Source organism: Streptomyces sp. S6 (assembly GCF_054880855.1).
Genome location: NZ_JBTYMC010000080.1, coordinates 1 through 25,187 on the forward strand (window position 1 = coordinate 1; position 25,187 = coordinate 25,187).

Genomic DNA, 25,187 nt, shown 5'->3' on the forward strand with positions numbered 1-25,187 from the left:
TGCGGGTGCTGGCGCCGGCGGTGCGGGTGGCGGCGCGGGGGATCTCGCGGGCGCTGGGGTGGCGGCCGGCGGGGCGGGGAGTCCTGTGAGGGGTGGGCGTGTTCGATTTTGGCAAAGACATGCCACATAACCGGCTTCATCGGGTGAACTCGACTTCCCTGTAAGGCAATTCCTCACTTCAACTCTTGACGCCCCTCGGGGCAGGGTGGACATTGTCCGCACCTTGAGAGCGCTCTCAGAGAGCTCCCCCGCGCTCTCCGGGCACCCGCAACTCCCCCCGCCCCGTACCCGAGAGGTCCCCCATGACCGCCACCTCCGGTGTCCCCCGACGGCGTCGCGCCCTGCTCGCCGTCCTCTCCACACTCGGCCTCGCCGCCGCCCTCGCGACAGCCGCGACGCTCCCGGCGGGCGCCTCCGCCCCGACCCCGCCGGCCGGCTGGACCCAGGTCTTCCTGGACGACTTCAACGGCGCCGCCGGCACCGGCGTCAACACCTCGAACTGGCAGTACTCCACCGGGACTTCCTACCCGGGCGGCCCCTCGAACTGGGGCACCGGCGAGGTGGAGACGATGACGAACAGCACCGCGAACGTCTCCCTCGACGGCAGCGGCAACCTCCGCATCACGCCGCTGCGGGACTCCGCCGGGCGGTGGACGTCGGGCCGCATCGAGACCACGCGGACCGACTTCCAGCCCCCGGCCGGCGGCAAGCTGCGGGTCGAGGCCCGCCTCCAGATGCCGAACGTGACCGGCACCGCCGCCGAGGGCTACTGGCCGGCCTTCTGGATGCTGGGCGGGCCCTACCGGGGCAACTACCAGAACTGGCCCGCCGTGGGCGAGTTGGACATCATGGAGAACGTCCAGGGTCTCAACCGCGTGTGGGCGACGGTCCACTGCGGCACGAATCCGGGCGGGCCCTGCAACGAGACGTCGGGCATCGGCAACAACACGACCTGCCCGAACACGACGTGCCAGTCCGGCTTCCACAACTACGCGATGGAATGGGACCGTTCGGTGTCCCCCGAGGCGATCCGCTTCTACGTCGACGGCGTCAACTACCACACCGTCACAGCGAATCAGGTGGACGCCACCACCTGGGCCAACGCGACGAACCACGGCTACTTCATCATCCTGAACGTCGCGATGGGCGGCGCCTTCCCCGACGCGTTCGGCGGCGGCCTCGACAACGACACCCAACCGGGTCACCCCATGCTCGTCGACTACGTCCAGGTCCTCCGCTCCACCGGCGGCGGCACCACGACTCCCCCGCCCACCGGCTCCCGTGACGCCTACTCCCCCATCCAGGCCGAGTCCTACGACACCCAGTCCGGCACCACCACGGAGACCACCTCCGACACGGGCGGCGGCCAGAACCTCGCCTCCCTGGCCAATGGCGACTGGGCCCAGTACAAGGGGGTCGACTTCGGCTCCACCCCCGCGACCCAGTTCTACGCCCGGGTCGCGAGCGGTGCCGCGTCCGGCGTCAGCGGCCTGGTGGAAGTCCGCCTCGACAGCCGCACCTCCACCCCGATCGGCAGCTTCTCCCTCGCCAACACCGGCAGTTGGCAGACCTGGCGCACCGTCCCCGCCAACATCACCTCCGTCACCGGCACCCACGACGTCTACCTCACCTTCACGAGCGGCCAGCCCAGCGACTTCGTGAATGTGAACTGGTTCGACTTCGGCCGCTGACGGCCGGGAAACCGGGGCACGGGGTAGCGTCCCGACATGACCTCACCGCTGCCCCGGTTTCCGCCGTACCCGATCCGGGGCGTCGCCGTCCGGCACCGGAAGCAGAACTGCGCGCCGCACTTCGCCGAGATAGAGGTGGACTTCGAGCCGGCCGCTGAGGGGTTCGTCTTCGAGGTGGCCCAGGACCTGGCGGTGGAGTACCAACCCGCCGAAGACCTGCCCCGCTTCTTCGCGGCCACCGCCGTCGGCATCGAGCAGCAACTCGGCTCGTCCGGCTCACACGTCCTCATCGCCACCCGGGCGGTACTGCGCCACGCCCGTGCCGACACCTTCGGCTCGCACGAACTGGCCTTCAAAATCGCGGGCTTCCTGGCCGCCCGAGAAGCGCTGGACCGTGCGGGAATGCGCGACAGCGCGCCTGCGGCCGAGGACGAGTGACGGGTGGGCCCGTCGAACGCCCAGCCCTGTCCGTTCAACGCAACTCCGCCCGGAACCCCACCGGCGTCGCGTCCGTGTGCTGGTGGAAGAACTTCGAGAAGTTCCCGGGGTCGGGGAACCCCACAGCCGCTCCCACCCGCCCGATCGGCAGATCCGTATGGGCCAGCAGCCGCTTCGCCTCCAGGATCACCCGCTTGTCGATGAACCCCTTAGGGGTCTCGCCGGTCGCGGCGCGGACCGCGCGGACGAGGGTCCGGCGTGAGTACCCGAGGGCGTCCGCGTACGCGCTGACGCTGTGGTTCGTCGCGAAGTCGCGTTCCACCGCGTCGCGGAACAGGGTGAACGTCGTGTCCATGCGGCGCTCCGCCTCGGCGGAACTCGTCGCGGCGAGGTGGGCGAGGCGCAGCAGGAAGGCCGTCAGGGAGTGGCGCAGCACAGCCGTGTGGAGGCTCAGCGGCAGCGTCACCGCGTCCTCGTACTCACGGCGGAGATGTTCGAGGGAACCGCGCAGGGCGGCGAGGCGTTCGGGGTCGGGGTGCAGGAGCGGGGGGAGGTCGTAGCGGTAGAGCCCGGTCGCCTCGACGGTCGCGCGCGGCAGGAATCCGGGCTGCATGACGAGGACGGTTCCCCGGTACTCGGCGGGCCGGGAGAAACGGTGCACCTGGCCGGGGCGAATCCACAGAATGTCGCCCGCGCCGGCCTCGTACTCGGTGAAGTCGACCATGTGCCGCACGGGCCCGCTCTCGAAGAGCAGGACGACGTGGAAGTCGATGCGGTGGACCCGCTCCAGCGGCGCGTCGGCGTGCCAGGTGCGGTGGGTGCTCATGGGCCCCACCTGCATCCCGACCCCGGCGACGCTGAGCCCGACGGGGAAGGGGAACGTTCGGATGCCGGTCACCGGCCCGTCACCCTCGCCACCTTGGATGGTTCTGTCCGCCATGTCCCGCTCGCGCATCCTCGTTCGTGATCTCCGTGTCCCACTTTCACCACAGGCTGACACATGCAGCCCTTCCACAGGAAAAGTCCGACTTTTAGTTTTGAACGCGTAACGACCGTGTTACCGGTCGCACAGACGACTTCCTGAAGTGGGGTTCCGGACGATGAGCAACAGCCTGGAGTGGACCGAGCTCGACCGGCGTGCCGTCGACACCGCCCGAGTACTGGCGGCGGACGCCGTCCAGAAGGTCGGCAACGGCCACCCCGGCACGGCGATGAGCCTGGCCCCGGTCGCGTACACGATCTTTCAGAAGGTGATGCGGCACGACCCGGCAGACCCGGAGTGGACGGGACGCGACCGTTTCGTCCTCTCCCCGGGCCACACCTCGCTCACCCTCTACACACAGCTCTTCCTCGCCGGGTACGAGGTCGAGCTGGACGACCTGAAGGCGTTCCGCACACACGGCTCGAAGACCCCGGGCCACCCGGAGTACGGCCACACGGCCGGCGTGGAGACCACGACGGGCCCCCTCGGCCAGGGCCTCGCGAACGCGGTCGGCATGGCGATGGCGGCCCGCTACGAGCGCGGCCTCTTCGACCCCGAGGCCCCCGAGGGCACCTCCCCCTTCGACCACACGATCTGGGCGATCGTCTCGGACGGCGACCTGGAGGAGGGCGTCTCCGCCGAGGCGTCCTCCCTCGCCGGCCACCAGAAGCTCGGCAACCTGGTCTTCGTCTACGACGACAACCACATCTCCATCGAGGGCGACACGGCGACGGCGTTCTCCGAGGACGTCCTCAAGCGGTACGAGGCGTACGGCTGGCACACCCAGCGCGTGGCGCCGGGCGCGGACGGCGACGTCGACACCGCCGCCCTGCACACGGCCCTGAAGGCGGCGCAGGCGGAGACCGGCCGCCCGTCGATCATCGCCCTGCGCACGATCATCGCCTGGCCCGCGCCGAACGCCCGGAACACCGAGGCCTCACACGGCTCCGCCCTCGGGGACGACGAGGTCGCCGCCACGAAGCGGGTGCTGGGCTTCGACCCCGCGCTGTCCTTCGAGGTGGCCCCCGAGGTCCTCGCGCACAGCCGCCAGGCCCTCGACCGGGGCGCCGAGGAACACGCCGCCTGGGACAAGCGGATCGCCGAATGGCGCACCCGGCTCCCGGAACGCGCCGCCCTGTTCGACCGTGTGGTGGCCGGCCAGCTCCCGGACGGCTGGCAGGACGCGCTGCCGGTCTTCGAGGAGGGCACCTCCGTCGCGACGCGCGCCGCCTCCGGCAAGGTCCTCCAGGCGCTCGGCCCGGTCGTCCCCGAACTCTGGGGCGGCTCCGCCGACCTGGCGGGCTCGAACAACACGACCATCGACAAGGCGAGTTCGTTCCTCCCTAAGGGCAACCCCCTCCCCGAGGCCGACCCTTACGGCCGTACCGTGCACTTCGGGATCCGCGAGTTCTCGATGGCCGCCGAGATGAACGGCATCGCCCTGCACGGCAACACCCGTATCTACGGCGGGACTTTCCTCGTCTTCTCCGACTACATGCGCAACGCGGTCCGCATGTCCGCGCTGATGCAACTCCCGGTCACCTACGTCTGGACGCACGACTCCGTCGGCCTCGGCGAGGACGGCCCCACCCACCAGCCCGTCGAGCACCTGGCCTCGCTGCGCGCGATCCCGGGCCTCAACGTCGTCCGCCCCGCCGACGCGAACGAGACGGCGATCGCCTGGGCGGAGATCCTCAAGCGCCACTCCACACACCCGGCCCCGCACGGACTGGCCCTGACCCGGCAGGGAGTGCCGACGTACGCACCCGACCCCGATGCGGCGAAGGGTGGTTACGTACTGAAGGAGAGCTCGAAGGCCACCCCCGACGTCGTCCTGATCGCCACCGGCTCCGAGGTGCAACTCGCCGTGGGTGCCCGGGAGTTGCTGGAGGCGGAGGGGATCGGTGCGCGGGTCGTGTCGATGCCGTCCGTGGAGTGGTTCGAGGAGCAGTCCGCCGAGTACCGGGCGAGCGTCCTGCCCGCGACGGTGAAGGCGCGCGTCGCCGTCGAGGCCGGGATCGGGCTGACCTGGTACCGGTACGTGGGGGACGCCGGACGCATCGTGTCCCTGGAGCACTTCGGCGCCTCCGCCGACGCGAAGACCCTGTTCGCCGAGTACGGCTTCACCGCCGAGAACGTCGCCGCAGCCGCGAGGGAATCCCTTGCCGCCGTGCGTGGTTGATCGAAACGCCTGAAGGAAGATGATCGCAGTGACCGCAACACCCCTGGAACGCCTGAGCAGTGAAGGCGTCTCCATCTGGCTCGACGACCTCTCACGGAAGCGGATCTCGTCCGGCAACCTCGCCGAGCTGATCGCCACCCGGCACGTCGTCGGCGTCACCACCAACCCCTCGATCTTCCAGGCCGCCATCGGCTCCGGCGAGGGCTACGGCGAGCAGCTCGCCGACCTGGCCGTGCGCGGCGTCACGGTCGACGAGGCCGTCCGCATGATGACGACGGCGGACGTGCGGGACGCGGCCGACGTCCTGCGGCCGGTATATGACACCTCACAGGGCCGCGACGGCCGCGTGTCGATCGAGGTGGACCCGCGCCTGGCACATGACACCGCGGCGACGATCGCCGAGGCGAAGCAGCTCTTCTGGCTCGTCGACCGCCCGAACGTGATGATCAAGATCCCGGCGACGAAGGCCGGCCTCCCGGCGATCACCGAGGTCGTCGGCCTCGGCATCAGCGTGAACGTGACGCTGATCTTCTCCCTGGCCCGGTACGCCGAGGTCATGGACGCCTACCTCGCGGGCCTGGAGAAAGCCCGCGAGAACGGTTACGACCTGTCCACGGTCCACTCCGTGGCCTCCTTCTTCGTCTCCCGCGTCGACTCCGAGATCGACCAGCGCCTGACCGCCGTCGGCACCCCCGAGGCCCTCGCCCTCAAGGGAAAGGCGGCCCTCGCGAACGCGCGGCTCGCCTACGAGGCGTACGAGAAGGTCTTCGCCTCCGAGCGCTTCGCGGCCCTGGAGAGCGCGGGGGCGCACCGGCAGCGTCCGCTGTGGGCTTCGACCGGGGTGAAGGATCCTGCTTACAAGGACACCCTGTACGTGGACGAGCTGGTCGCCCCCGGCACGGTCAACACCATGCCGCAGGCCACGCTGGACGCGGTCGCCGACCACGGCGTCGTCACCGGTGACACCGTCACCGGCGGATACGCCGGGGCGCGCGCCGACCTCGACGCCGTCGCGGCGCAGGGTGTGATGTACGACGAGGTCGTCACCCGACTGGAGCAGGAGGGTGTCGAGAAGTTCGAGGTCGCGTGGGAGGACCTGCTGAGCGCGGTCAGGAAGTCGCTGGAGTCGTCGAAGAGCCGGTCGTCGAAGAGCGAGGGAAGCAAGGGAGTGGGCGCGGAATGAACGCCGTAGACACTGTCAGCGCCGTGGACGCGGCCGACTGGGAGAACCCGCTGCGGGACCCCCGGGACCGGCGGCTCCCCCGGATCGCCGGCCCGTCCGGTCTGGTGATCTTCGGGGTGACGGGTGACCTGTCGCGCAAGAAGCTGATGCCTGCCGTCTACGACCTCGCCAACCGGGGGATGCTCCCGCCGGGCTTCTCGCTCGTCGGGTTCGCCCGCCGGGACTGGGAGGACCAGGACTTCGCGCAGGTCGTGCACGACTCGGTGCGCGAGCACGCGCGCACCCCGTTCCGCGAGGAGGTGTGGCAGCAGCTCGCCGAGGGCATGCGGTTCATCCCGGGCGCCTTCGACGACGACACCGCGTTCAAGCAACTGCGCCAGACCGTCGACGAGTTGGACGCGGCGCGCGGCACCAGCGGCAACTACGCCTTCTATCTCTCGGTGCCGCCGAAGTTCTTCCCCGAGGTCGTCCAGCAGCTGAAGAAGCACGGCCTCGCGACCCCGCCGGAGGGCGCCTGGCGCCGCGCGGTCATCGAGAAGCCGTTCGGCCACGACCTGGGGTCGGCCGAGGAGCTGAACCGGATCGTGCACGACGTGTTCGACCCGGACCAGGTCTTCCGGATCGACCACTACCTCGGCAAGGAAACCGTCCAGAACATCCTGGCGCTGCGCTTCGCCAACACGATGTTCGAGCCGATCTGGAACCGGTCCTTCGTGGACCACGTGCAGATCACGATGGCCGAGGACATCGGCATCGGCGGCCGTGCCGGGTACTACGACGGCATCGGCGCCGCCCGCGACGTCATCCAGAACCACCTGCTCCAGCTCATGGCCCTCACCGCGATGGAGGAGCCGGCCGCGTTCGACGCGTCGTCGCTGCTCACCGAGAAGCTGAAGGTCCTCAAGGCCGTGAAGCTCCCGGAGAACATCGGCGAGCACACCGTGCGCGGCCAGTACGCCGAGGGCTGGCAGGGCGGCGAGAAGGTCAGCGGCTACCTCCAGGAGGACGGCATCGACCCCGCCTCCACGACGGACACGTACGCCGCGGTCAAGCTGAACGTCGACAACCGCCGCTGGGCGGGTGTGCCGTTCTACCTGCGCACCGGCAAGCGCCTGGGCCGCCGGGTCACGGAGATCGCGGTGGTGTTCCAGACCGCACCGCACTCACCCTTCGACTCCACCGCCACGGAGGAGCTCGGCTCCAACGCGATCGTCATCCGCGTCCAGCCCGACGAGGGCGTCACGGTACGGTTCGGCTCGAAGGTTCCGGGTACCTCGATGGAGATCCGGGACGTGACGATGGACTTCGCGTACGGCGAGTCCTTCACCGAGTCGAGCCCGGAGGCGTACGAACGGCTCATCCTGGACGTACTGCTCGGGGACGCCAACCTTTTCCCCCGCCACCAGGAAGTGGAAGAGTCCTGGAAGATCCTCGACCCGATCGAGGAGTACTGGGCGACGCACGACAAGCCCGCCCAGTACGCGTCCGGCAGCTGGGGCCCCCAGGAAGCCGACGAGATGCTCGCACGAGACGGACGGAGCTGGCGCAGGCCATGAAGATCGACCTCACGGACACCACGGCAAGCAAGATCAACAAGGCGCTGGTGCAGGGTCGCCGCGCCATCGGCACCCCCGCCGTGGGGATGGTCCTGACGATGGTCATCGTCACGGACGAGGAGAACGCGTACGACGCCATCAAGGCCGCCGAGGAAGCCTCCCACGAGCACCCCTCGCGCACCCTGGTCGTCATCAAGCGCCAGGCCCGCACCCCGCGCGAGCGCACCCAGTCGCGGCTCGACGCCGAGGTCCGGGTGGGCTCGGAGGCGGGCGCCGGCGAGACCGTCGTCCTGCGCACCTACGGTGATGTGTCGGACCACGCCGACTCGGTGGTCCTGCCGCTGCTGCTGCCGGACGCGCCGGTCGTCGTCTGGTGGCCGGTGGACGCCCCCGACAACCCGTCCAAGGACCCGCTGGGCGCGCTGGCGCAGCGCAGGATCACCGACCTGTACGCGGTCGAGAACCCCTCGCAGACCCTGGCCGCGCGCGTGCGGTCGTACGCCCCCGGCGACACCGACCTCGCCTGGACGCGGCTCACGCCGTGGCGCTCCATGCTGGCGGCGGCCCTCGACCAGGCCCGGGTGCCGATCGTGTCCGGCGCGGTCGAGGCCGAGGCCGACAACCCGGCCGCCGAGCTGCTCGCGCGCTGGCTGGAGGCCCGCCTCAAGGTCAAGATCGACCGCGTGGTGACGGCAGGACCGGTCGTCACGGCCGTCCGGCTCGGCACCGCCGACGGCGAGATCGTCATCGACCGCCCCGACGGCCCCCTCGCGACGCTGTCGCTGCCGGGCCAGCCCTCCCGCACCCTCGCGCTGAAGGTGCGCACCACCTCCGAACTCATCGCCGAGGAGCTGCGGCGCCTCGACGCCGACGAGATGTACGCCGTCGCCCTGCGGGGCGAGGGCACCAAGGAGATCGCCGCTCATGTCTGAGACACCTCTGCTCACCGAACGGCCCGAGTGGGGCGCGCTGTTGGCGCACTCGGCTCAACAGGCCGGGTTGCGGGAGCTGTTCGCCGACGACCCGAGCCGCGCCGAGCGGTACGTGGTCCGGGTGGGCGATCTGCGGATCGACTACTCGAAGCACCTCGTCACCGACGAGACGCTCTCCTTGCTGCGTGAACTGGCCGCCGCGACCGACGTGTTCGGGCTGCGGGACGCCATGTTCCGGGGCGAGAAGATCAACATCACCGAGCGGCGGGCGGTGCTGCACACCGCGCTGCGTGCGCCGCGTGACGCGGTGATCGAGGTCGACGGGGAGAACGTCGTGCCGGCCGTGCACGCGGTCCTCGACAAGATGGCCGCCTTCGCGGAGCAGGTCCGGTCGGGTGCGTGGGTCGGGCACACCGGCCGCCGCATCCGCAACGTCGTCAACATCGGCATCGGTGGCTCGGATCTCGGTCCGGCGATGGCGTACGAGGCGCTGCGGGCGTTCACCGCACGGGAGTTGACCTTCCGGTTCGTGTCCAACGTGGACGGGTCCGACCTGCACGAGGCCGTGCGGGACCTGGATCCCGAGGAGACGCTGTTCATCGTCGCCTCGAAGACGTTCACGACGATCGAGACGATCACCAACGCCACCTCGGCACGGTCCTGGCTGCTCAGGGGCCTGGACGGCGACGACAAGGCCGTCGCGAAGCACTTCGTCGCACTGTCGACGAACGCGGAGAAGGTCGCCGACTTCGGGATCGACACGGCGAACATGTTCGAGTTCTGGGACTGGGTAGGCGGGCGCTACTCGTACGACTCCGCCATCGGGCTGTCGCTGATGATCGCGATCGGTCCGGACGCGTTCCGGGAGATGCTCGACGGGTTCCACCTCGTCGACGAGCACTTCCGCACGGCGCCCGCCGAGGCCAACGCCCCGCTGATCCTGGGCCTGTTGGGGGTCTGGTACGGGAACGTGCTGGGCGCGCAGTCGCACGCGGTGCTGCCGTACTCGCACTATCTCTCCAAGTTCACCGCCTACTTGCAGCAGCTGGACATGGAGTCCAACGGCAAGTCCGTGGACCGCGAGGGGCGTTCGGTCTCCTGGCAGACCGGTCCCGTGGTGTGGGGCACGCCCGGCACCAACGGGCAGCACGCCTACTACCAGTTGATCCACCAGGGCACGAAGCTGATCCCGGCCGACCTGCTCGGGTTCGCCCGTCCCGTCGGCGAGCTGAGCGACGAACTCAAGGCGCAGCACGACCTGTTGATGGCCAACCTGTTCGCGCAGGGCCAGGCGCTGGCGTTCGGCAAGACGGCCGACGAGGTCCGTGCGGAGGGCGTCCCCGAGGAGCAGGTCGCGCACCGCACCTTCCAGGGCAACCACCCCACGACGACCATCCTGGCGGGCGAGTTGAGCCCGTCGGTCCTCGGCCAGCTGATCGCCCTCTACGAGCACAAGGTGTTCGTCCAGGGCGCCGTCTGGAACATCGACTCCTTCGACCAGTGGGGAGTCGAGCTGGGCAAGGTCCTCGCCAAGCGAGTCGAACCCGCCCTGACCTCGGGCGCGGACGTGCCCGGACTCGACGCCTCCACGGCCGCGCTCGTCGCCGCCTACCGTGAACTCAAGGAAGTGAAGTAGCCATGCAGCTCGGCCTGATCGGTCTCGGCAAGATGGGCGGCAACATGCGCGAGCGGATCCGCCGCGCCGGCCACACCGTCGTCGGATACGACCGCAACCCCGAACTCTCCGACGTGGCGAGCCTGTCGGAGCTGGTGGAGAAGCTCGAAGCGCCGCGCGTGGTCTGGGTGATGGTCCCGGCCGGCGGTCCGACCCAGTCGGTCGTCGACGAGCTCGGCACTCTGCTGGAGGCCGGCGACACCGTCGTCGACGGCGGCAACTCCCGCTGGACGGAGGACGAGAAGCACGCCGAGGAGCTGGGCGCCAAGGGCATCGGCTTCGTCGACGCGGGCGTCTCCGGCGGCGTGTGGGGTCTCCAGAACGGCTACGCCCTGATGGTCGGCGGCGACGCCGAGCACATCGCGAAGGTGCAGCCGGTCTTCGACGCCCTCAAGCCGGAGGGCCCGTACGGGTACGTCCACGCGGGCAAGGTGGGCGCCGGGCACTTCTCCAAGATGGTCCACAACGGCATCGAGTACGCCATGATGCAGGCGTACGCCGAGGGTTGGGAGCTGCTGGAGAAGGTCGACTCCGTCACCGACGTCCGTGAGGTCTTCCGGTCCTGGCAGGAGGGCACGGTCATCCGCTCCTGGCTGCTGGACCTGGCGGTCAACGCCCTGGACGACGACGAGCACCTGGACAAGCTGCGCGGGTACGCGGAGGACTCCGGCGAGGGGCGCTGGACCGTCGAGGCGGCCATCGACCACGCCGTCCCGCTGCCCGCGATCACCGCCTCGCTGTTCGCGCGGTTTGCGTCCCGGCAGGACGACTCGCCGCAGATGAAAATGATCGCGGCGCTGCGCAACCAGTTCGGCGGGCACGCCGTCGAGAGCAAGTAGGTCCACGACATGGGGGACCTCTTCCTGGTCCGCCACGGGGAGACGGAGTGGAGCAGGTCGGGCCGGCACACCAGCTGGACCGACCTGCCCCTCACCGACCAGGGTGAGCAGCAGGCCAAGTCGCTCGCTCCGCTCCTGACCGGCCGGACCTTCGCCCTCGCCCTCACCAGCCCCCTCGCCCGCGCGGTCCGCACCGCCGAACTCGCGGGTATATCGGGGGCGTCGACCGACCCCGACCTCCACGAGTGGGACTACGGCGGCTACGAGGGCATCACCACCGCGGACATCCACCGGACCCGTCCCGACTGGTACCTCTGGACGGACGGCGTCCCGCCCGGCCCCTCCGGGCACCCCGGCGAATCCCCGGCGGAGATCGGCGCCCGCGCGGACCGGGTCCTCGCCCGGGTGGCACCCGCCCTGGCGGACGGCGACGTCATCCTCGTCGCCCACGCCCACTTCCTGCGCGTCCTCACCGCCCGCCGCCTCGGACTCCCGCCGTCCGAGGGGCGGTTGTTCCAACTGGCGACGGCCACGGTGAGCCGGCTGACGCTGGAGCACGGGTGGCCGGCGATTGCGGAGTGGAACGGCAGGGGGTGAGGGGTGGGGTGAGGGGGGCGCTGAGGTGTGATGTGTGATGCATTACTGAGGCGGGGGGCGGGGAACGGTATGTGATGCGTGATGTACCACTGGGGCGTGGGTGGTGTGTGATGCGTGATGTATCACTGAGGCGGGGGCGGTATGTGATGCGTGATGCACCACTGCCGCAAGGGGCGAGGCATGCGAGGCAGGGTGGACAAGGCGCTCACCGCGGGTCGTGCCCCGAAGCACCCTGCCCTCTCAACTCGGCCAGCCGGCGCCGGTACAGCGGCCCCGCCGCGTGCGCTCCCCTCGCCTCGCTCGGCGTGGACAGTTCGATCAGGTGATGGGCCGCGGCCTTCAGGTGCGCGGCCCATGCGATGACGTGCTGCTGGGCGGGGCGCCCGCACTCCCCCGGCTCACCCGGCAGGCACAACGGGAGCTGCGGCCCGACCTTGTTCGCCGCGTGCCGGACGTAGCGGGCGATCACCGCCCACTCCTCCTCCGGCCGCTGCACGCCGGTGCTGACGCTCTCCCATCCCCATGGCCCGAAGTCGTCCCCGTGATCGTCCATGTGCGCTCCTGATCATCGCCGCAGGCTGGAACCGGTGCGGCGATGTTAGCGGCGTCGTTTCCCGCATGCCCCGTCTGCGCGGCGGCACGCCGTTGACACCTGTGCACCGGGCCCGTCAGAGTCGCGGTCGATGGAGATCAACGAGCTGACGCCGGCCGAGCGGCGTGTCTGGCGGGCCTTTGTCACGGGAGCGACCGTGGACTTCCGGGAGCCCGGTGAGGGCGGCGAGGGCGGCGAGGGCGGCGACGATTGGGGGCCCGAACGGTCCGTGCGGGCCTGCGTGTTGAGGGCGTTGCTGCTCAACGGTCCTGCCGAGGCCGGGGAGGTGGCCACGCTGAAGCTCATGGGGGCGCGGATCACCGGGGAGTTGGACCTGCGGTACGCGGTGGTGGAGCAGGTGATCCGGCTCAACCACTGCCGGTTCGAGGAGACTCCGCGGTTCGCGGGCGCGCAGTTGCGGTACCTGAACCTGCGGGACAGCGTGCTGCCGGGGCTCGCGGCGGCGCGGGCGCGGATCGACGGGAGTCTGCGGCTGACACGGTGCCGGATCGACGGTCAGGTGAGGCTCGGGGGTACGCAGATCGCGGGGGCGCTTTTCCTGGACGGTGCCGAAGTCACCGGTGACGGCGGCCCGTTGCCGACGCTGGCGCTCAACCAGGTGTCCGTGGACGACGATCTGTGCGCGCGGGGCCTGAAGGTGCGCGGCATGATCCGGCTCGACGGGGCCCGGATCGCCGGGTCGGTCGATCTGGAGGAGGCTGAGCTGTCGCGTCCGGGGGAGAACGTCGTCCAGGCCGAGGCGCTGGAGGTGGGGGCGAACCTCGTGGCACGCCGGTTGCGGGCGGTGGGGCGGATCGATCTGCGGGGTGCCCGTGTGCCGGGCCGGATCGACCTGTTGGACAGCACGCTGAGCAATCCGGGCGGGACGGCGCTGCGGGCGAGCAGTTGTGTCATCGGGGAGTTGTGGCTGCGCAAGGGCGTGCCGATCGAGGGGATGCTGAACCTGCGGGCCACCGAGATAGGCCAGTTGAACCTGGCCCCGGAGAAACTCCCGGACCAGGTGAGGCTGTTGGACCTGACGTACACGTTCCTCACTCCGCACGCCCCGGTCGAAGCCCGCCTGCCGATGCTGGAGCGCGACGACTCCTACGCCCCGTTCAACCCCCACGCCTACGAGCAGCTCACCGCCGCCTACCGCCGCACCGGTGACGACACCTCCGCCCGCCTCGTCCAGCTCGCCAAACAGCGCCGCCATCGCCGTACCCTCCCCTGGTACAGCCGCCTCTGGGGCCACGTCCAGGACACCACCGTCGGCTACGGCTTCCGTCCCCTGCGCGCCGGCGTCTGGCTCCTCTCCCTCCTGGCCCTCGGCACCCTCACCTTCACCCTCCACCACCCCGCCCCCCTGAAGCCCGGCGAGGCCCCCCGTTTCAGCCCCTTCTTCTACACCCTCGACCTCCTCCTGCCGGTCATCTCCTTCGGCCAGGAAGGGGCGTTCGCGCCGACGGGGGTGTACCAGACCCTGTCGTACGTGCTGATCGTGACGGGGTGGATCCTGGCGACGACAGTGGTCACGGGCATCACGCGGACGGTGAGCAGGCAGTGAGGTGTGATGCACTACTGGGGCGGGAGGTGAGGTGCGATGTGTGATGTACCACCACCCCGCCCTCGCCTCACCGCCCCCTCACCCGCCAGCTCCCCGATGTCCACCAGCATCCGCCCGCTGTCCGGCTCCCGTCCCGTGAACAGCCGGAACGCGTCGGCGGCCTGGAACACCGCCATCCCGCCCCCGTCGAGCGTGGCGCATCCCAACGCCCGTGCTGTCCGCAGCAGTTCCGTCTCCAGTGGCCGGTACACCACCTCGGCGACCCACAGCTCCCGGCGCAGCAGTTCGGCGGCGAAGGGCAGCCCGGGGTGCGCGGCCATCCCCGTGGGCGTCGCGTGGACCACCCCGTCGGCCTCCGCCAGCAGTTCGGGGAGCCCGTCGGCGGTGGTGTATGACGCACGACCCGCCCCGAAGTGCCCGTTCAGCGCCCCCGCGAGCGCCGCGGCCCGCTCCGGCATCGCGTCCACGACGGTGACCGTCCCCGCCCCGAGCGTCAGCATCGCGTGTGCGACGGCCGCGCCGGCTCCGCCCGCCCCGAGCTGCACGACCCGCTCCAGCGGCGCGTCCGGCAGTCCTCGGGCGAACGACGCGGCGAACCCGGTGACGTCGGTGTTGTGCCCGACGGCCCGCCCGTCCTCGCCGAAGACGACGGTGTTGACCGCGCCCAGCGCCTCGGCCTGCGGGGACAGCGCGTCGAGGTGCTCCAGCACCACCTGCTTGCAGGGATGTGTGATGTTCAGCCCGTCGAACCCGAGGTCGCGCGCCGCCCGCACCAGCGTCCCCACCGCCTCGGGCCCCACCTTGAGGACGTCGAGGTCGATGAGGCGGTACACGTACCGCAGCCCCTGCCGGTCCGCCTCGCGTTCGTGCAGCGCGGGGCTGAGCGACGGGCCGATCCCGGAGCCGATCAGTCCGACGAGATACGAGTCCTTGGCCACACGGACCTCCTGAGCGGGTCGACGGTCGTCGTTAATGTACGAACCAGTACGTTAGCTATAGCAGCCCGCCCCCTCCCCCGGGAACCCCCGAGGCCCCGCCTTCTAGAATCTGCGCACCGGCCGCACTCCTCCCGAAGGGCTCCGATGACCAGCGCCGACGAACCGGCACGACCGAACGGACGCATCCGCGACGCCGTCCGCACCCAGGCCGAGATCCTCGACGTGGCGACCCGGGAGTTCGCGCGGGCCGGCTACGACGGCGCCCGGGTCGACGAGATCGCGGCCCGCACCCGCACCACGAAGCGGATGATCTACTACTACTTCGGCGGCAAGGAACAGCTGTTCACAGCGGTCCTGGAGCGCGCGTACGGCGTGATCCGCGAGGCCGAGCAGCGGCTGGACGTGGAGCACCTGGACCCGGTCGCGGCGATCCGCCGGCTCGCGGAGCTGACGTTCGACCACCACGAGGCCCACCCCGACTTCATCCGCCTGGTGACCATCGAGAACATCCACGGCGCCGAGCACATCGCGGCCTCCGAGAAGCTCGGCCGGATGGGCTCCCCGGCGCTCGACGTGATCCGCCGCATCCTGCGCTCCGGACAGGAGTCGGGCCTGTTCACGGCGGACGTCGACGCCGTCGACCTGCACGCGATGATCAGCTCGTTCTGCTTCTTCCGGGTCGCCAACCGGCACACGTTCGGCGCCCTGTTCGGCCGTGACCTGGTCGCCCCCGAGCGGCGCGAACAGTACCGGGTGATGCTGGGGGACATGGTGATCGCCTACCTGACGGCGGAACGGACGGCGGGCTGAGCGTCTTCCGGGAAGGACTCTCGGCCCAACCTCTTGACACCCGGGAAACCTGGGCGCAACATCCGTACCCACCGAGACTAACTACCCAGTGGGTTAATTAGCGCGATCCGCCCTCCTCGACCCGCCCCTTCCCTCACCGCTCACTCCGCGCGCCGCGGAGCCCTCGAAGGAGCCGCCGTGTCCGTCCCCGCCTCCGCCCCGCCGCCCGCCTCCGCCGCCCCGGCCGGCCAGCCCAGGAAGGCCGCCGCCGCTGCCTGGATCGGCAGCGCGCTGGAGTACTACGACTTCTTCATCTACGGCAGCGCGGCGGCGCTGATCTTCCCGGACGTGTTCTTCGACAAGTCCGATCCGGCGACCGCAACCCTGCTGTCGCTGGCGACGTTCGGTGTCGCGTACGCCGCGCGGCCGGTGGGCGCGCTGTTCCTCGGGCACATCGGGGACCGCGGCGGCCGCAAGAAGATCATGGTCTTCACCCTGATGCTGATGGGCCTGTCGACGTTCCTGATCGGCTGCCTGCCCACCCGTGACCAGGTCGGTACGCTCGCGCCGGTGCTGCTGGTGCTGTGTCGTGTACTACAGGGCATCTCGGCGGCCGGTGAGCAGGCCAGCGCGGGGTCGATGACGCTGGAGCACGCGCCGTCGCACCGCCGGGGCTTCTTCACGAGCTTCACCCTGAGCGGTACGCAGGGCGGCCAGCTGATCGCGACGCTGGTGTTCATCCCGGTCGCGGCGCTGCCCGAGGACCAGCTCCTGTCGTGGGGCTGGCGGGTGCCGTTCTGGGCGAGCATCGTGGTCGCGGTGGTGGGATATGTGATACGCCGCAAGCTCGACGAGACCCCGGCGTTCGCGCAGCACGCCGCGACCGAGGGCGTCGTCCGGATGCCGCTGCTCGTCCTGCTGCGCGAGCACTGGGCGGACGTCCTGCGGGTGATCGCGGGTGCGGTCATCGCCTCGGTGAGCACGATCTTCACCGTCTGGGCCCTGTCGTACGCCACGAGCGACGCCGTCGGCATGAGCCGGACGTCGATGCTGTGGGTCGGCGCGCTCGCCAACCTCGTCGCCCTGGCCGCGATCCCGCTGTGGGCGACCCTCTCGGACCGCATCGGCCGCCGTCCGGTGTTCCTGATCGGCGCGGCCGGCAGCGCAGGCATGATGTTCCTCTACCTGTGGTCGATCTCCGCCGCGCCCTACCCGGTGGTGCTGGTCCTCGGCATCCTCACCTTCGGCGTCGTCTACAGCGCCGCCAACGGCGTCTGGCCGTCCTTCTACGGTGAGATGTTCACGACCCGGGTCCGCCTGTCGGGCATGGCCATCGGCACCCAGATCGGCTTCGCCATCGCCGGTTTCGCCGTCACCTTCGCCGCCGAGATCGCCGGCCCGAAGGGCGACGACTGGTCCGCCGTCGCCCTCTTCACCGCGCTCCTGTGCATCCCCCCGGTCGTCGCCGTCCTCACCGCCCGCGAGACGGCGAAGATCCCGACGGAGTCCCTCGGCACCCGCACCCCGGACCGGCACCCCGAACGCGAGACCGTCTCCGCCTGACCCTGTTCCGCACCTGGCCCCCCGGCCGCCGACTCCGGGGGGCCAGGCACGCGTACGCCGGACTCAGCCCGTCGCCTTCTTCGGGATCCCGTAGGCCCGCTCCACCCTGACCCGCACGACGAGGCGCCGGTCGCGGACCATCGCGGCGCGGAAGTCGTCCCAGTCGGGGTGCCCGCCCTGGACGTCCCGGTAGAGGCGGACGAGCTCCTCGACGGTGTCGTCCGTGGGGGACTCGGCGACCGGGGTGAGCTCGGCGGTGCCCTCGACGACGGTGTAGGTCCAGCGGTCGGCGCTGGTGACGTGGTAGCTGGTGCGGGGGTCGCGCAGGAGGTTGCGGATCTTCACGCGGTCGGCGGTGACGGAGATCCGGACCGTCCGCTCGTCCGGGTAGTAGTGGTGTGTCACATTCGACAGATGGGGACGGCCGTCGCGTTTGAGGGTGACGAGCGTTCCGCCCTGGACGTCGGAGAGCAGGGCGAGGAGGGCGTCGTCCGTGGTGTCCTGAGTCATGTCAGATATCAACCCCGGCGGACGGGCCGATGTTCCGTCCGGGTGTCGCACATCACACATCACGCATCACACGCCATATATGACATACCACTCCCATCACCCTCCCCCGCCATACCAGAAGCGACGCACCCCACACACAGCACACGCCCGAATGGGGTTCCGGGTGCCGTTCGCTGCGGAACGATGAGGAGTGAGGCGCTCCGGAGCAGGCGGGGCCGGGGTACGTCTCGACTGTCGCCCCCGGAGGAGAACGATGGCACTGCTGCGGCAAGAGGTCGACCCGAGCGAGGTCGGGCTGGACCCGAAGGTGCTGGACCGGATGGACCGGTACATCGCGCACGAGGTCACTCAGGGGCATCTGCCCGGCTACCTCGTCTCGGTCGCGCGCGGCGGCAGGGTCGCCCACCTCACCACGCACGGCCACCGCGACGTCGCGGCCGGTCTGCCGGTGGAGTCGGACACGCTCTGGCGGCTGTACTCGATGACGAAGCCGGTGACGTCGGTGGCGGCGCTGCTCCTGGTCGAGGAGGGGAAACTGTCACTGGACGACCCGGTGGCACATCACATTCCGTCCTTCGCGAAGCCGCAGGTGTACGTCAGCGGCAGCGGACGGGACATGGTGACGCGCCCGGCCGACGGGCCCGTACTCGTCCGGCATCTGATGACCCACACCGCGGGGCTGACGTTCGCGTTCTACGGCACGCACCCCGTGGACGCCCTCTACCGCGAGGCACGCCTCGACTCGTCGGTGGCACCCGGCACGGACCTCGCGGGCACGGTCGACGTGTACGCGTCGCTGCCGCTCCAGTTCGAACCGGGCACGGAGTGGAACTACTCGGTGGCGACGAACGTGCTCGCGCGGATCGTGGAGGTGGTGTCCGGGCAGTCGCTGGACGAGTTCCTCGCCGAGCGGGTGTTCGGGCCGCTGGGCATGCCGGACGCCGGGTTCTGTGTGGACGACATACAGGCCGAGCGGCTGTCGGAGCTGTACGGGGAGACGGAGGACGGGGGCATCAAGCCTGTAGCGGGGCTGCCGTTGCGCGGCCGGCCCAGGTTCCTGTCGGGGGCGGGCGGCATGGTCGCGGGCGCGCACGATGTCCACCGGTTCGCGGAATTCCTGCGCGGACGCGGCGAGTTGGACGGCGTCCGGCTGCTGGCCCCGCAGACCGTCGACCTGATGACCCGCAACCAGCTCCCCGGCGGCGTCGACATGCGCACCTTCGGCAGCCGCCCCTCCCACGACGAACCCAGCAAGGACGGCCTCGGCTTCGGTCTCGGCGTCTCCGTCGTCATCGACCCGGACCGCACCAAGGCCCCTGCGGGCAAGGGCACTTACGGCTGGAGCGGTGTCGCGACCACGACGTTCTGGGTGGACCCCGAGCACGACGTGACCGTGCAGTTCATGACCCAGGTCCGGCCGCGCTCGTCACACGCGCTGTACCCGGAGATCAAACGATTCGTCCACGAGGCGCTGCTCGCCGGATGAGCCCTCCGGGGAAGCCGGCCCGTACGGCACCGAAGGCCGGCCGCACCGCCGCCGGACGCCCGCCCCTCACCCCATCCGCATCGTGAACTCCAGCCCCTCCTCCGCGAGTTCGTTCAGCCACTCCTCCGACCGCACCGCCGTCTCCGCCGCCCGGCTCAGCCCCGGCGGCAGGGAGGAGTCGAGGATGTGGCGGACACCGAGGGCGAGGGGCCGGGAGACGGTGTGGGCCATGGCGGACTCCTCGACGGTGCCGACCCGGTCGAGGAGGTAACTCCCGGACCAGGTACGCCCGCCCGCGCCACGGACCGTGAGGGACACGCCGAGGACGACGCGGTCGCGGTCGGCGCGGGTGGTGGGGTAGGTCCGGGCCAGCTCCCCGGCGAGTTCGGCGATCCGCGCGTCGTCGCCCTTCTTCAGCTCGGCGAAGACCGACTCCCACGCCTGCCGCCAGCCCGCCGGCCGGAGGGTGCCGCGGACGAACGTGTCGGCGTGCCAGCCGGACGGCAGGTCGTACTGGACGGCGAAGGGGACGCTGTCGCGGTTGGGGTACGCCTCGAACGTCTCGCCGCCCAGGGCGAGTTCACGTGTCGCCTCCCAGGGGTGAGCGGTCACCGTATCGACGCCGCCCTCGATGTGCCGGGCGGGTGAGCGCAGGGCGTTCAGAACTCCGAGGGGTGCCCAACTGAAGCGGTAGCGGAAGGAGTTGGGGACGGCGGGGATGCCTCCGCAGTAGGAGGTGAGGGCGTATCGCGCCGGGTTCTCCGGGCCGATCTCGGCCCGAGCCCTCGACACCAGGCTGTGGGCGAAGAGGTGGTCGATGCCGGGGTCGAGGCCCGCTTCCACGAGCACCGTCAGGCCCGCCGCCCGCGCCACCCCGGCCTGCGCCGCCAGTTCGTCGGTGACGTAGCTGGAGCAGGCGAAGTGGGCCCCGCCCGCCAGACACGCGGCGAGCAGGTCGGGGTGCTGGGAGGCGGGCAGCATCGACACCACGACGTCGCCCGGGGCGAGTTCGGCGGCGAGGGCGTCCGTCGTCCAGGCCCGGGGCTGCGCGCGGTCGGCGATGCCGAGGCGGTCGAGGGTCTCGGCGGCGCGGTCGGCGGTGCGCTGCCACAGGCGGACCCGGTCCGCGCGCGCGGTGAGCGCGGTGAGGCCGCTGCCGGTGGAGAGTCCGGCGCCCATCCAGTGGACGGTGCCGCTCGCGGGTACCTGTTCCGGCACGGCTGCCTCCCCTTCGCCCCGATGTCACTCCCGAGAGTGTTTCCCTTCCCGACTAGCCCTGTTTGATGCCGAGTTCACCCGACGCCGACGCGAAACGCACCAGGCACCGCTGCCAAGGCCCGCTGTCCGTACGGAAGTCGAGGAGGTGGGGCACAAGACTGGCCGAGAAGTCGCTGCTCGACTCCAGGGGCAGCAGGGAGGGCAGGTTGTCGATCGCGATCAGGTCGAGCGGCGGCGTGTCGTGCAGGCGCCGTACGGGGTCGGCCCACTCGGTCGTGCGGTCGTAGACGGGCAGGACGTTGAGGGGGGAGCCGACGTCACAGGTCACGTCGGACACGGTGCGCAGCCGTCGGCCGGGGGCGTCGAGGTCCTCGGGACGGACGAAGGGCGGTACGGGGGTCGTCGCGAGGACACAGTTGACGAGCAGTTCGTGCCCCAACAGCGCCTCGCGGTCGAGGTTCCGTGTCTCGGCGAGGTCCCAACTCGTCGGTGAGATCCCCGCCGCCGCGAGGGCGTCCCGCGCACCCCGCCCGCTGCGCCCCAGGGCTCCGATCACCAGGGCCGGGATGTCCCGGTCACCGGGGCCGGGGTTCAGGGACTCCCGCATCGTCTTCTCGTCCGTCGGCGTCAACTCGCCCGCGAGACGCCCCCGGTGGTGGAGGACGGCGAGGGCTGCGCCCAGGTAGCCCGCCCAGTAGCCGAACGCGGCGAGGCGGCGGCCGGTGTCGTCGGTGAGGTACTCCAGGTCGAGGAGGGCTCCCCCGCCGGCGGCGAACCGGGTCAACAGGGCTTCGGCGCCCGGCTGTTGCTTGTAGGCGTGGCCGAAGAAGATGTGCCGGTGCGTCAGCTCGGCCGGGTCGTCCGGGAGTTCCTTCAGACCGAGGATCACCGCGTCGCCCGGCGCCGACACCCACGAGCCCGCGGGCACCACTTGGGCGCCGACGGCCTCGTACTCCTCTGTGGAGAAGATCCGTTGAGCGGAGTCCTCGACCGTCAGACGGATGCCGTGCTCGACCAGGCGGCGGGCGTCGGCGGGGACGATCGGGGTGCGGCGTTCGGTGGACCGGGCTTCGTGGCGGAGCCACAGGTGGACGGCGGTCATACGCGGTTGGCCTCCGGGCGCGGGGCGTCGGCGGCGAAGCGGCCGGCGCTGAGAGGGGTGACGTCCACGAAGGGTACGCGGCCGAGGACGAGGTCGCGCACGACCTCGCCGACGGCGGGTCCCTGGAGGAAGCCGTGCCCGGAGAAGCCGGTGGCGTACAGGAAGCGGGAGACCGAACTCGCCTCGCCGATCAGGCCGTTGTGGTCCGGGGTGACCTCGTACAGGCCCGCCCAGCCGCCCGTGCGGCGCAGGTCGAGCAGGGCGGGCGCCCGGTGTTCCATGGCGGCGGCGAGGCGGGGTATCCAGCGGTCGTGGGCGTCGGTGGCGAAGCCGGGGCGCTCGTCGGGGTCGGACATGCCGACCAGCAGGCCGGGGCCCTCGGGGTGGAAGTAGAAGGAGGTGGTGAAGTCGATCGTCATCGGGAGGTCCGGCGGCAGCCCGGGAAAGGCCTCCGTGACGGCGACCTGGCGTCTCAGCGGCTGGACCGGCAGGTCCACGCCGACCATCGCGCCGATCGACCTGGACCAGGCGCCGGCCGCGCAGACCACGGTGGAGGTGGTGATGCGGCCGATCGTGGTGTGCACGGCGGTGATGGTCTCGCCGCGCACCTCGATGTCCGTGACCGAGGTATGACGCAGTATCCGCACGCCGTGGTGGCGGGCGACGGCCGCGTAGCCGTGGACGACGGCCTCCGGGGTGCAGTGCCCGTCGTCCGGCGAGTACGCGGCGGCGAGCAGGCCGTCGGTGGTGATCAGCGGGTTGAGGCGCCGGGCCTCGGCCGGGTCGATGAGGCGGCTCGGGACACCGAGGGCGTTCTGAAGGGCGATACCGGCCTCGAAGGAGGCGACCTCCTCCGGGGTGGTGAGGAGGAAGAGGTAACCGGTGCGCCGGAGGCCGATGTCGTGGCCCGTCTCCTCGCCGAAGCGGGCGAACGCCTCCAGACTGCGGGCGCCGAGGCGGATGTTGACCTCGTCGGAGAACTGGGCGCGTACGCCGCCGGCGGCCTTCGAGGTCGATCCCGCGGCGAGTTCGTCGCGTTCGACGATCACCACGTCGCGGACCCCGGCGGCGGCGAGGTGACAGGCGACGCTGGTGCCGATCACCCCGCCGCCGATGACGACGACCGAGGCATGCGTGTTCAAGCGTGCGGCTCCTTGTGGGCGGCGGCCCCGGCCCGTGTGCCGAGGCCGGGGAGTTGCTGCTGCCGTCCTGCCGACGGGAGTTCAGGACCAGTGGGCCACCGCGTCGAGGTGCGGAAGGTGGTGGTCGAGGCGCTCCCGCTTGGTGCGCAGGTACGTGATGTTGTTCTCGCACGGCGGGATCAGCAGCGGCACCTCCTCGGCGACCTCGATGCCGTTGTCCGTCAACGCCTCGCGCTTGCGCGGGTTGTTGGACATCAGGCGCACCGACTTCACGCCCAGGTCGCGCAGGATCTCCGCGGCGACGCCGTAGTCGCGGGCGTCGACGGGGAAGCCGAGGGCGACGTTCGCCTCCACCGTGTCGAGGCCCTCCGCCTGGAGCGCCATCGCACGCAGCTTGCCCAACAGGCCTATGCCGCGGCCCTCGTGGCCACGCAGGTAGACGACGACACCGGCGCCCTCGGCGACCACCGCGCGCAGCGCCGAGTCGAGCTGGTCGCCGCACTCGCAGTGCTGGGAGCCGAACGCGTCGCCCGTGAGGCACTCCGAGTGCAGCCGGGTCAGGACGTCCTCGGCGCCGAGTTCGCCGTAGACCAGGGCGACTTGTTCGTCACCGCGGTCGTGGTCCATGTAACCGACCGCCTGGAATTTGCCGTAGACGGTGGGCAGAGGGGCATTCACCACGCGTTCCACGCCCGTGCGCTGCGGGGTCTTCTTGCCGAGTACACCGATTTTTTCTGTCATGATCTGGTTCCTAAGAGTCCGATGGGGAGTCGAAAGGGCGGGAAAAGGATGAGTGGTGCGGAGATACGGGCGGGGCGTGGGACGGTGGCCTCGGCACTGCCGACGGACACCACCGATGACGTACGGACGCGAGGGGCGGCTGTCTCAACGCGGATCGCGGTCCTTCCCGTGGGCAGCTACGAACAGCACGGCGCCCACCTCCCGCTGGCCACCGACACGCTGGTCGCCTGTGCCATCGCCCGGGAGATCGCGGCGGCTCATCCCGTGCACCTCCTTCCGCCCGTGACCATCGCCTGCTCGCACGAACACGCGGACTGGCCCGGGACCGTCAGCATTTCCGCCGCGACCCTGCACGCGGTGGTGCGTGACATCGCGGCCTCGCTGCGCCGCTCGGGCGTCGAGGCCCTGGTCGTGGTCAACGCGCACGGCGGGAACTACGTCCTCGGCAACGTCGTCCAGGAGGCGTCCGCGCGCGGCGAGCACCTCGCGCTCTTCCCGGCCCCGGAGGACTGGGAGGAGGCCCGCGTCCTCGCGGGTGTCGAAACCTCCCTCCTCACCGACATGCACGCCGGTGAAATCGAGACGTCGATCCTTCTGCACGCGCATCCCGAAGTCGTCAGGCCCGGCTACGAGTCCGCCGATTTCATCGCCGACGACCGCCGTCATCTCCTCACCTCAGGAATGTCCGCCTATACCGATTCGGGTGTCATAGGCCGGCCTTCGCTCGGCTCCGCAGAAAAGGGGGAGCGGCTTCTGGCGAGCCTCGTGGATTCTTTCGGGGCGTATTTCTCGCTGCTGAGTTCCCGGGCCGGGGAAGCCTCGGCGGAGTAGGACGACGCCGGCGCGGGGGCGGTGGTGTGTGACACCGAGGTGTGATGTACCACCGGCTCCGCGTCCGAGGCCGCGGTGTGATGTACCACCGGCCCCTCGCCCAAGGCCGAGGTGTGATGTACCACCGCCGCCCCACCCGAGGCCGAGGTGTGATGTACCACCGCCCCCGCCACCACCGCCCCAGGCAACACCCGCCTCCCCCGAACCCCCTCCCACCACCGCACGACCAGCACCACAACCCCCGGCAGCGCCGCCACGAAACACAGCACCCCGTACACCACCGACACCGCGAACCCCGTGTCCGCCCCCAGCCCCGCCGCCCCGAACGCCCAGGCGGTGACCCCTTCCCGGGGCCCCCACCCCCCGACGTTCAGCGGCACCCCCATGGCGAGGAGGGCCAGGACGGCGAGCGGCAGCAGGCGGACGGCCGAGGCGGACACCCCCGCGACGCGGGCCGCGAGGACGAACGTCCCGATGTGCCCGGCGAGAACGACGAGGGAGGAGAGGGCGACGCCGGGCCCGTTGCGCCGGGACAGCAGAGCTTCCCGGGCCTCGGCAAGCATCCCCCGCACGGCCCGTCCGCGCCGTGACCCGCCGGCCGGCGTCCGGTTCATGCGGACGGCGAGCAGCACC

Annotated in this window: 22 protein-coding genes and 1 pseudogene; 14 read left to right on the forward strand and 9 right to left on the reverse strand. The window is 70.7% G+C overall.

Features of this window, described 5'->3' with window-relative positions:
• The first annotated feature begins 302 nt into the window (after window positions 1-302).
• On the forward strand, window positions 303-1,691 hold the full coding sequence (locus tag ACVNF4_RS14035) for a glycoside hydrolase family 16 protein (RefSeq protein WP_461803115.1): 1,389 nt from the start codon (window positions 303-305) through the stop codon (window positions 1,689-1,691).
• A gap of 36 nt (window positions 1,692-1,727) precedes the next feature.
• Window positions 1,728-2,129 carry a hypothetical protein gene (locus tag ACVNF4_RS14040; protein ID WP_461803116.1) on the forward strand — a complete coding sequence of 134 codons (402 nt, stop codon included), beginning with the start codon at window positions 1,728-1,730 and terminating at the stop codon, window positions 2,127-2,129.
• Window positions 2,130-2,163: 34 nt separating this feature from the next.
• Here ACVNF4_RS14040 and ACVNF4_RS14045 read toward each other — a convergent pair whose 3' ends face one another.
• Window positions 2,164-3,069, reverse strand: coding sequence for a helix-turn-helix domain-containing protein (locus ACVNF4_RS14045; protein WP_461803117.1), 906 nt, complete (start codon window positions 3,067-3,069; stop codon window positions 2,164-2,166).
• Window positions 3,070-3,229: 160 nt separating this feature from the next.
• On the opposite strand from ACVNF4_RS14045, the gene tkt reads away from it, so the two are divergent.
• Genes tkt through ACVNF4_RS14080 form a run of 7 tightly spaced genes read left to right on the forward strand, consistent with a single transcriptional unit; the run spans window position 3,230 to window position 12,075 of the window.
• The gene (tkt, locus tag ACVNF4_RS14050) at window positions 3,230-5,293 is read left to right on the forward strand and encodes a transketolase (protein ID WP_461803118.1); all 2,064 of its coding nucleotides are present in this window, start codon (window positions 3,230-3,232) and stop codon (window positions 5,291-5,293) included.
• Between the two features lie 19 nt (window positions 5,294-5,312).
• Window positions 5,313-6,476: a transaldolase gene (gene tal, locus ACVNF4_RS14055; RefSeq protein ID WP_461803119.1), complete on the forward strand. Its 1,164-nt coding sequence runs from the start codon at window positions 5,313-5,315 to the stop codon at window positions 6,474-6,476.
• Window positions 6,473-8,032, forward strand: coding sequence for a glucose-6-phosphate dehydrogenase (gene zwf, locus ACVNF4_RS14060; RefSeq protein WP_461803120.1), 1,560 nt, complete (start codon window positions 6,473-6,475; stop codon window positions 8,030-8,032). Before tal ends, zwf begins: the two co-directional genes overlap by 4 nt.
• Window positions 8,029-8,964: a glucose-6-phosphate dehydrogenase assembly protein OpcA gene (opcA, locus tag ACVNF4_RS14065; RefSeq protein WP_461803121.1), complete on the forward strand. Its 936-nt coding sequence runs from the start codon at window positions 8,029-8,031 to the stop codon at window positions 8,962-8,964. The genes zwf and opcA overlap by 4 nt, the downstream gene beginning before the upstream one ends.
• Window positions 8,957-10,600: a glucose-6-phosphate isomerase gene (pgi, locus tag ACVNF4_RS14070; RefSeq protein ID WP_461803122.1), complete on the forward strand. Its 1,644-nt coding sequence runs from the start codon at window positions 8,957-8,959 to the stop codon at window positions 10,598-10,600. The genes opcA and pgi overlap by 8 nt, the downstream gene beginning before the upstream one ends.
• 2 nt (window positions 10,601-10,602) lie before the next feature.
• On the forward strand, window positions 10,603-11,478 hold the full coding sequence (gene gnd / locus ACVNF4_RS14075; protein WP_461803123.1) for a phosphogluconate dehydrogenase (NAD(+)-dependent, decarboxylating): 876 nt from the start codon (window positions 10,603-10,605) through the stop codon (window positions 11,476-11,478).
• A 9-nt stretch (window positions 11,479-11,487) separates the two neighbouring features.
• Window positions 11,488-12,075 (forward strand): histidine phosphatase family protein, encoded by a 588-nt coding sequence (locus ACVNF4_RS14080; RefSeq protein WP_461803124.1) that lies wholly within the window; start codon window positions 11,488-11,490, stop codon window positions 12,073-12,075.
• A 205-nt stretch (window positions 12,076-12,280) separates the two neighbouring features.
• On the opposite strand, the gene ACVNF4_RS14085 is transcribed toward ACVNF4_RS14080, so the two are convergent.
• Window positions 12,281-12,628, reverse strand: a complete 348-nt coding sequence (locus ACVNF4_RS14085) for a hypothetical protein (RefSeq protein WP_461803125.1) — start codon at window positions 12,626-12,628, stop codon at window positions 12,281-12,283.
• A gap of 130 nt (window positions 12,629-12,758) precedes the next feature.
• Between ACVNF4_RS14085 and ACVNF4_RS14090 the strand changes: the two genes are divergently transcribed.
• Complete coding sequence (locus tag ACVNF4_RS14090) at window positions 12,759-14,234, forward strand: membrane-associated oxidoreductase (RefSeq protein WP_461803126.1); 1,476 nt, start codon at window positions 12,759-12,761, stop codon at window positions 14,232-14,234.
• Window positions 14,235-14,245: 11 nt separating this feature from the next.
• Here the strand turns inward: ACVNF4_RS14090 and ACVNF4_RS14095 are convergent, their stop codons facing one another.
• Window positions 14,246-15,172, reverse strand: a complete 927-nt coding sequence (locus tag ACVNF4_RS14095; RefSeq protein ID WP_461803127.1) for a shikimate dehydrogenase — start codon at window positions 15,170-15,172, stop codon at window positions 14,246-14,248.
• 144 nt (window positions 15,173-15,316) lie between these two features.
• On the opposite strand from ACVNF4_RS14095, the gene ACVNF4_RS14100 reads away from it, so the two are divergent.
• Together ACVNF4_RS14100 and ACVNF4_RS14105 are read left to right on the forward strand one after the other, a co-directional pair.
• Window positions 15,317-15,982 carry a TetR/AcrR family transcriptional regulator gene (locus tag ACVNF4_RS14100; protein WP_461803128.1) on the forward strand — a complete coding sequence of 222 codons (666 nt, stop codon included), beginning with the start codon at window positions 15,317-15,319 and terminating at the stop codon, window positions 15,980-15,982.
• Window positions 15,983-16,159: 177 nt separating this feature from the next.
• Complete coding sequence (locus ACVNF4_RS14105) at window positions 16,160-17,524, forward strand: MFS transporter (RefSeq protein WP_461803129.1); 1,365 nt, start codon at window positions 16,160-16,162, stop codon at window positions 17,522-17,524.
• Window positions 17,525-17,587: 63 nt separating this feature from the next.
• On the opposite strand, the gene ACVNF4_RS14110 is transcribed toward ACVNF4_RS14105, so the two are convergent.
• Window positions 17,588-18,034, reverse strand: coding sequence for a TIGR03618 family F420-dependent PPOX class oxidoreductase (locus ACVNF4_RS14110; protein WP_461803130.1), 447 nt, complete (start codon window positions 18,032-18,034; stop codon window positions 17,588-17,590).
• A 253-nt stretch (window positions 18,035-18,287) separates the two neighbouring features.
• Between ACVNF4_RS14110 and ACVNF4_RS14115 the strand changes: the two genes are divergently transcribed.
• Window positions 18,288-19,520, forward strand: a complete 1,233-nt coding sequence (locus ACVNF4_RS14115; RefSeq protein WP_461803131.1) for a serine hydrolase domain-containing protein — start codon at window positions 18,288-18,290, stop codon at window positions 19,518-19,520.
• Between the two features lie 66 nt (window positions 19,521-19,586).
• On the opposite strand, the gene ACVNF4_RS14120 is transcribed toward ACVNF4_RS14115, so the two are convergent.
• From ACVNF4_RS14120 to ribA, 4 genes are all read right to left on the reverse strand, one after another.
• Window positions 19,587-20,738 carry a saccharopine dehydrogenase family protein gene (locus tag ACVNF4_RS14120; protein WP_461803132.1) on the reverse strand — a complete coding sequence of 384 codons (1,152 nt, stop codon included), beginning with the start codon at window positions 20,736-20,738 and terminating at the stop codon, window positions 19,587-19,589.
• 52 nt (window positions 20,739-20,790) lie between these two features.
• A complete protein-coding gene (locus ACVNF4_RS14125) occupies window positions 20,791-21,840 on the reverse strand; it encodes a saccharopine dehydrogenase (RefSeq protein ID WP_461803133.1) in 1,050 nt (349 codons plus the stop codon).
• Window positions 21,837-22,982, reverse strand: coding sequence for an NAD(P)/FAD-dependent oxidoreductase (locus ACVNF4_RS14130; protein ID WP_461803134.1), 1,146 nt, complete (start codon window positions 22,980-22,982; stop codon window positions 21,837-21,839). Before ACVNF4_RS14130 ends, ACVNF4_RS14125 begins: the two co-directional genes overlap by 4 nt.
• Before the next feature lie 81 nt (window positions 22,983-23,063).
• Window positions 23,064-23,723, reverse strand: coding sequence for a GTP cyclohydrolase II (gene ribA, locus ACVNF4_RS14135; RefSeq protein ID WP_461803135.1), 660 nt, complete (start codon window positions 23,721-23,723; stop codon window positions 23,064-23,066).
• A gap of 48 nt (window positions 23,724-23,771) precedes the next feature.
• Between ribA and ACVNF4_RS14140 the strand changes: the two genes are divergently transcribed.
• A complete protein-coding gene (locus tag ACVNF4_RS14140) occupies window positions 23,772-24,554 on the forward strand; it encodes a creatininase family protein (RefSeq protein ID WP_461803136.1) in 783 nt (260 codons plus the stop codon).
• 302 nt (window positions 24,555-24,856) lie between these two features.
• Here the strand turns inward: ACVNF4_RS14140 and ACVNF4_RS14145 are convergent.
• Window positions 24,857-25,168 (reverse strand): annotated as a pseudogene (locus ACVNF4_RS14145) (lysylphosphatidylglycerol synthase domain-containing protein); the annotation flags it as partial.
• Window positions 25,169-25,187: the final 19 nt, after the last annotated feature.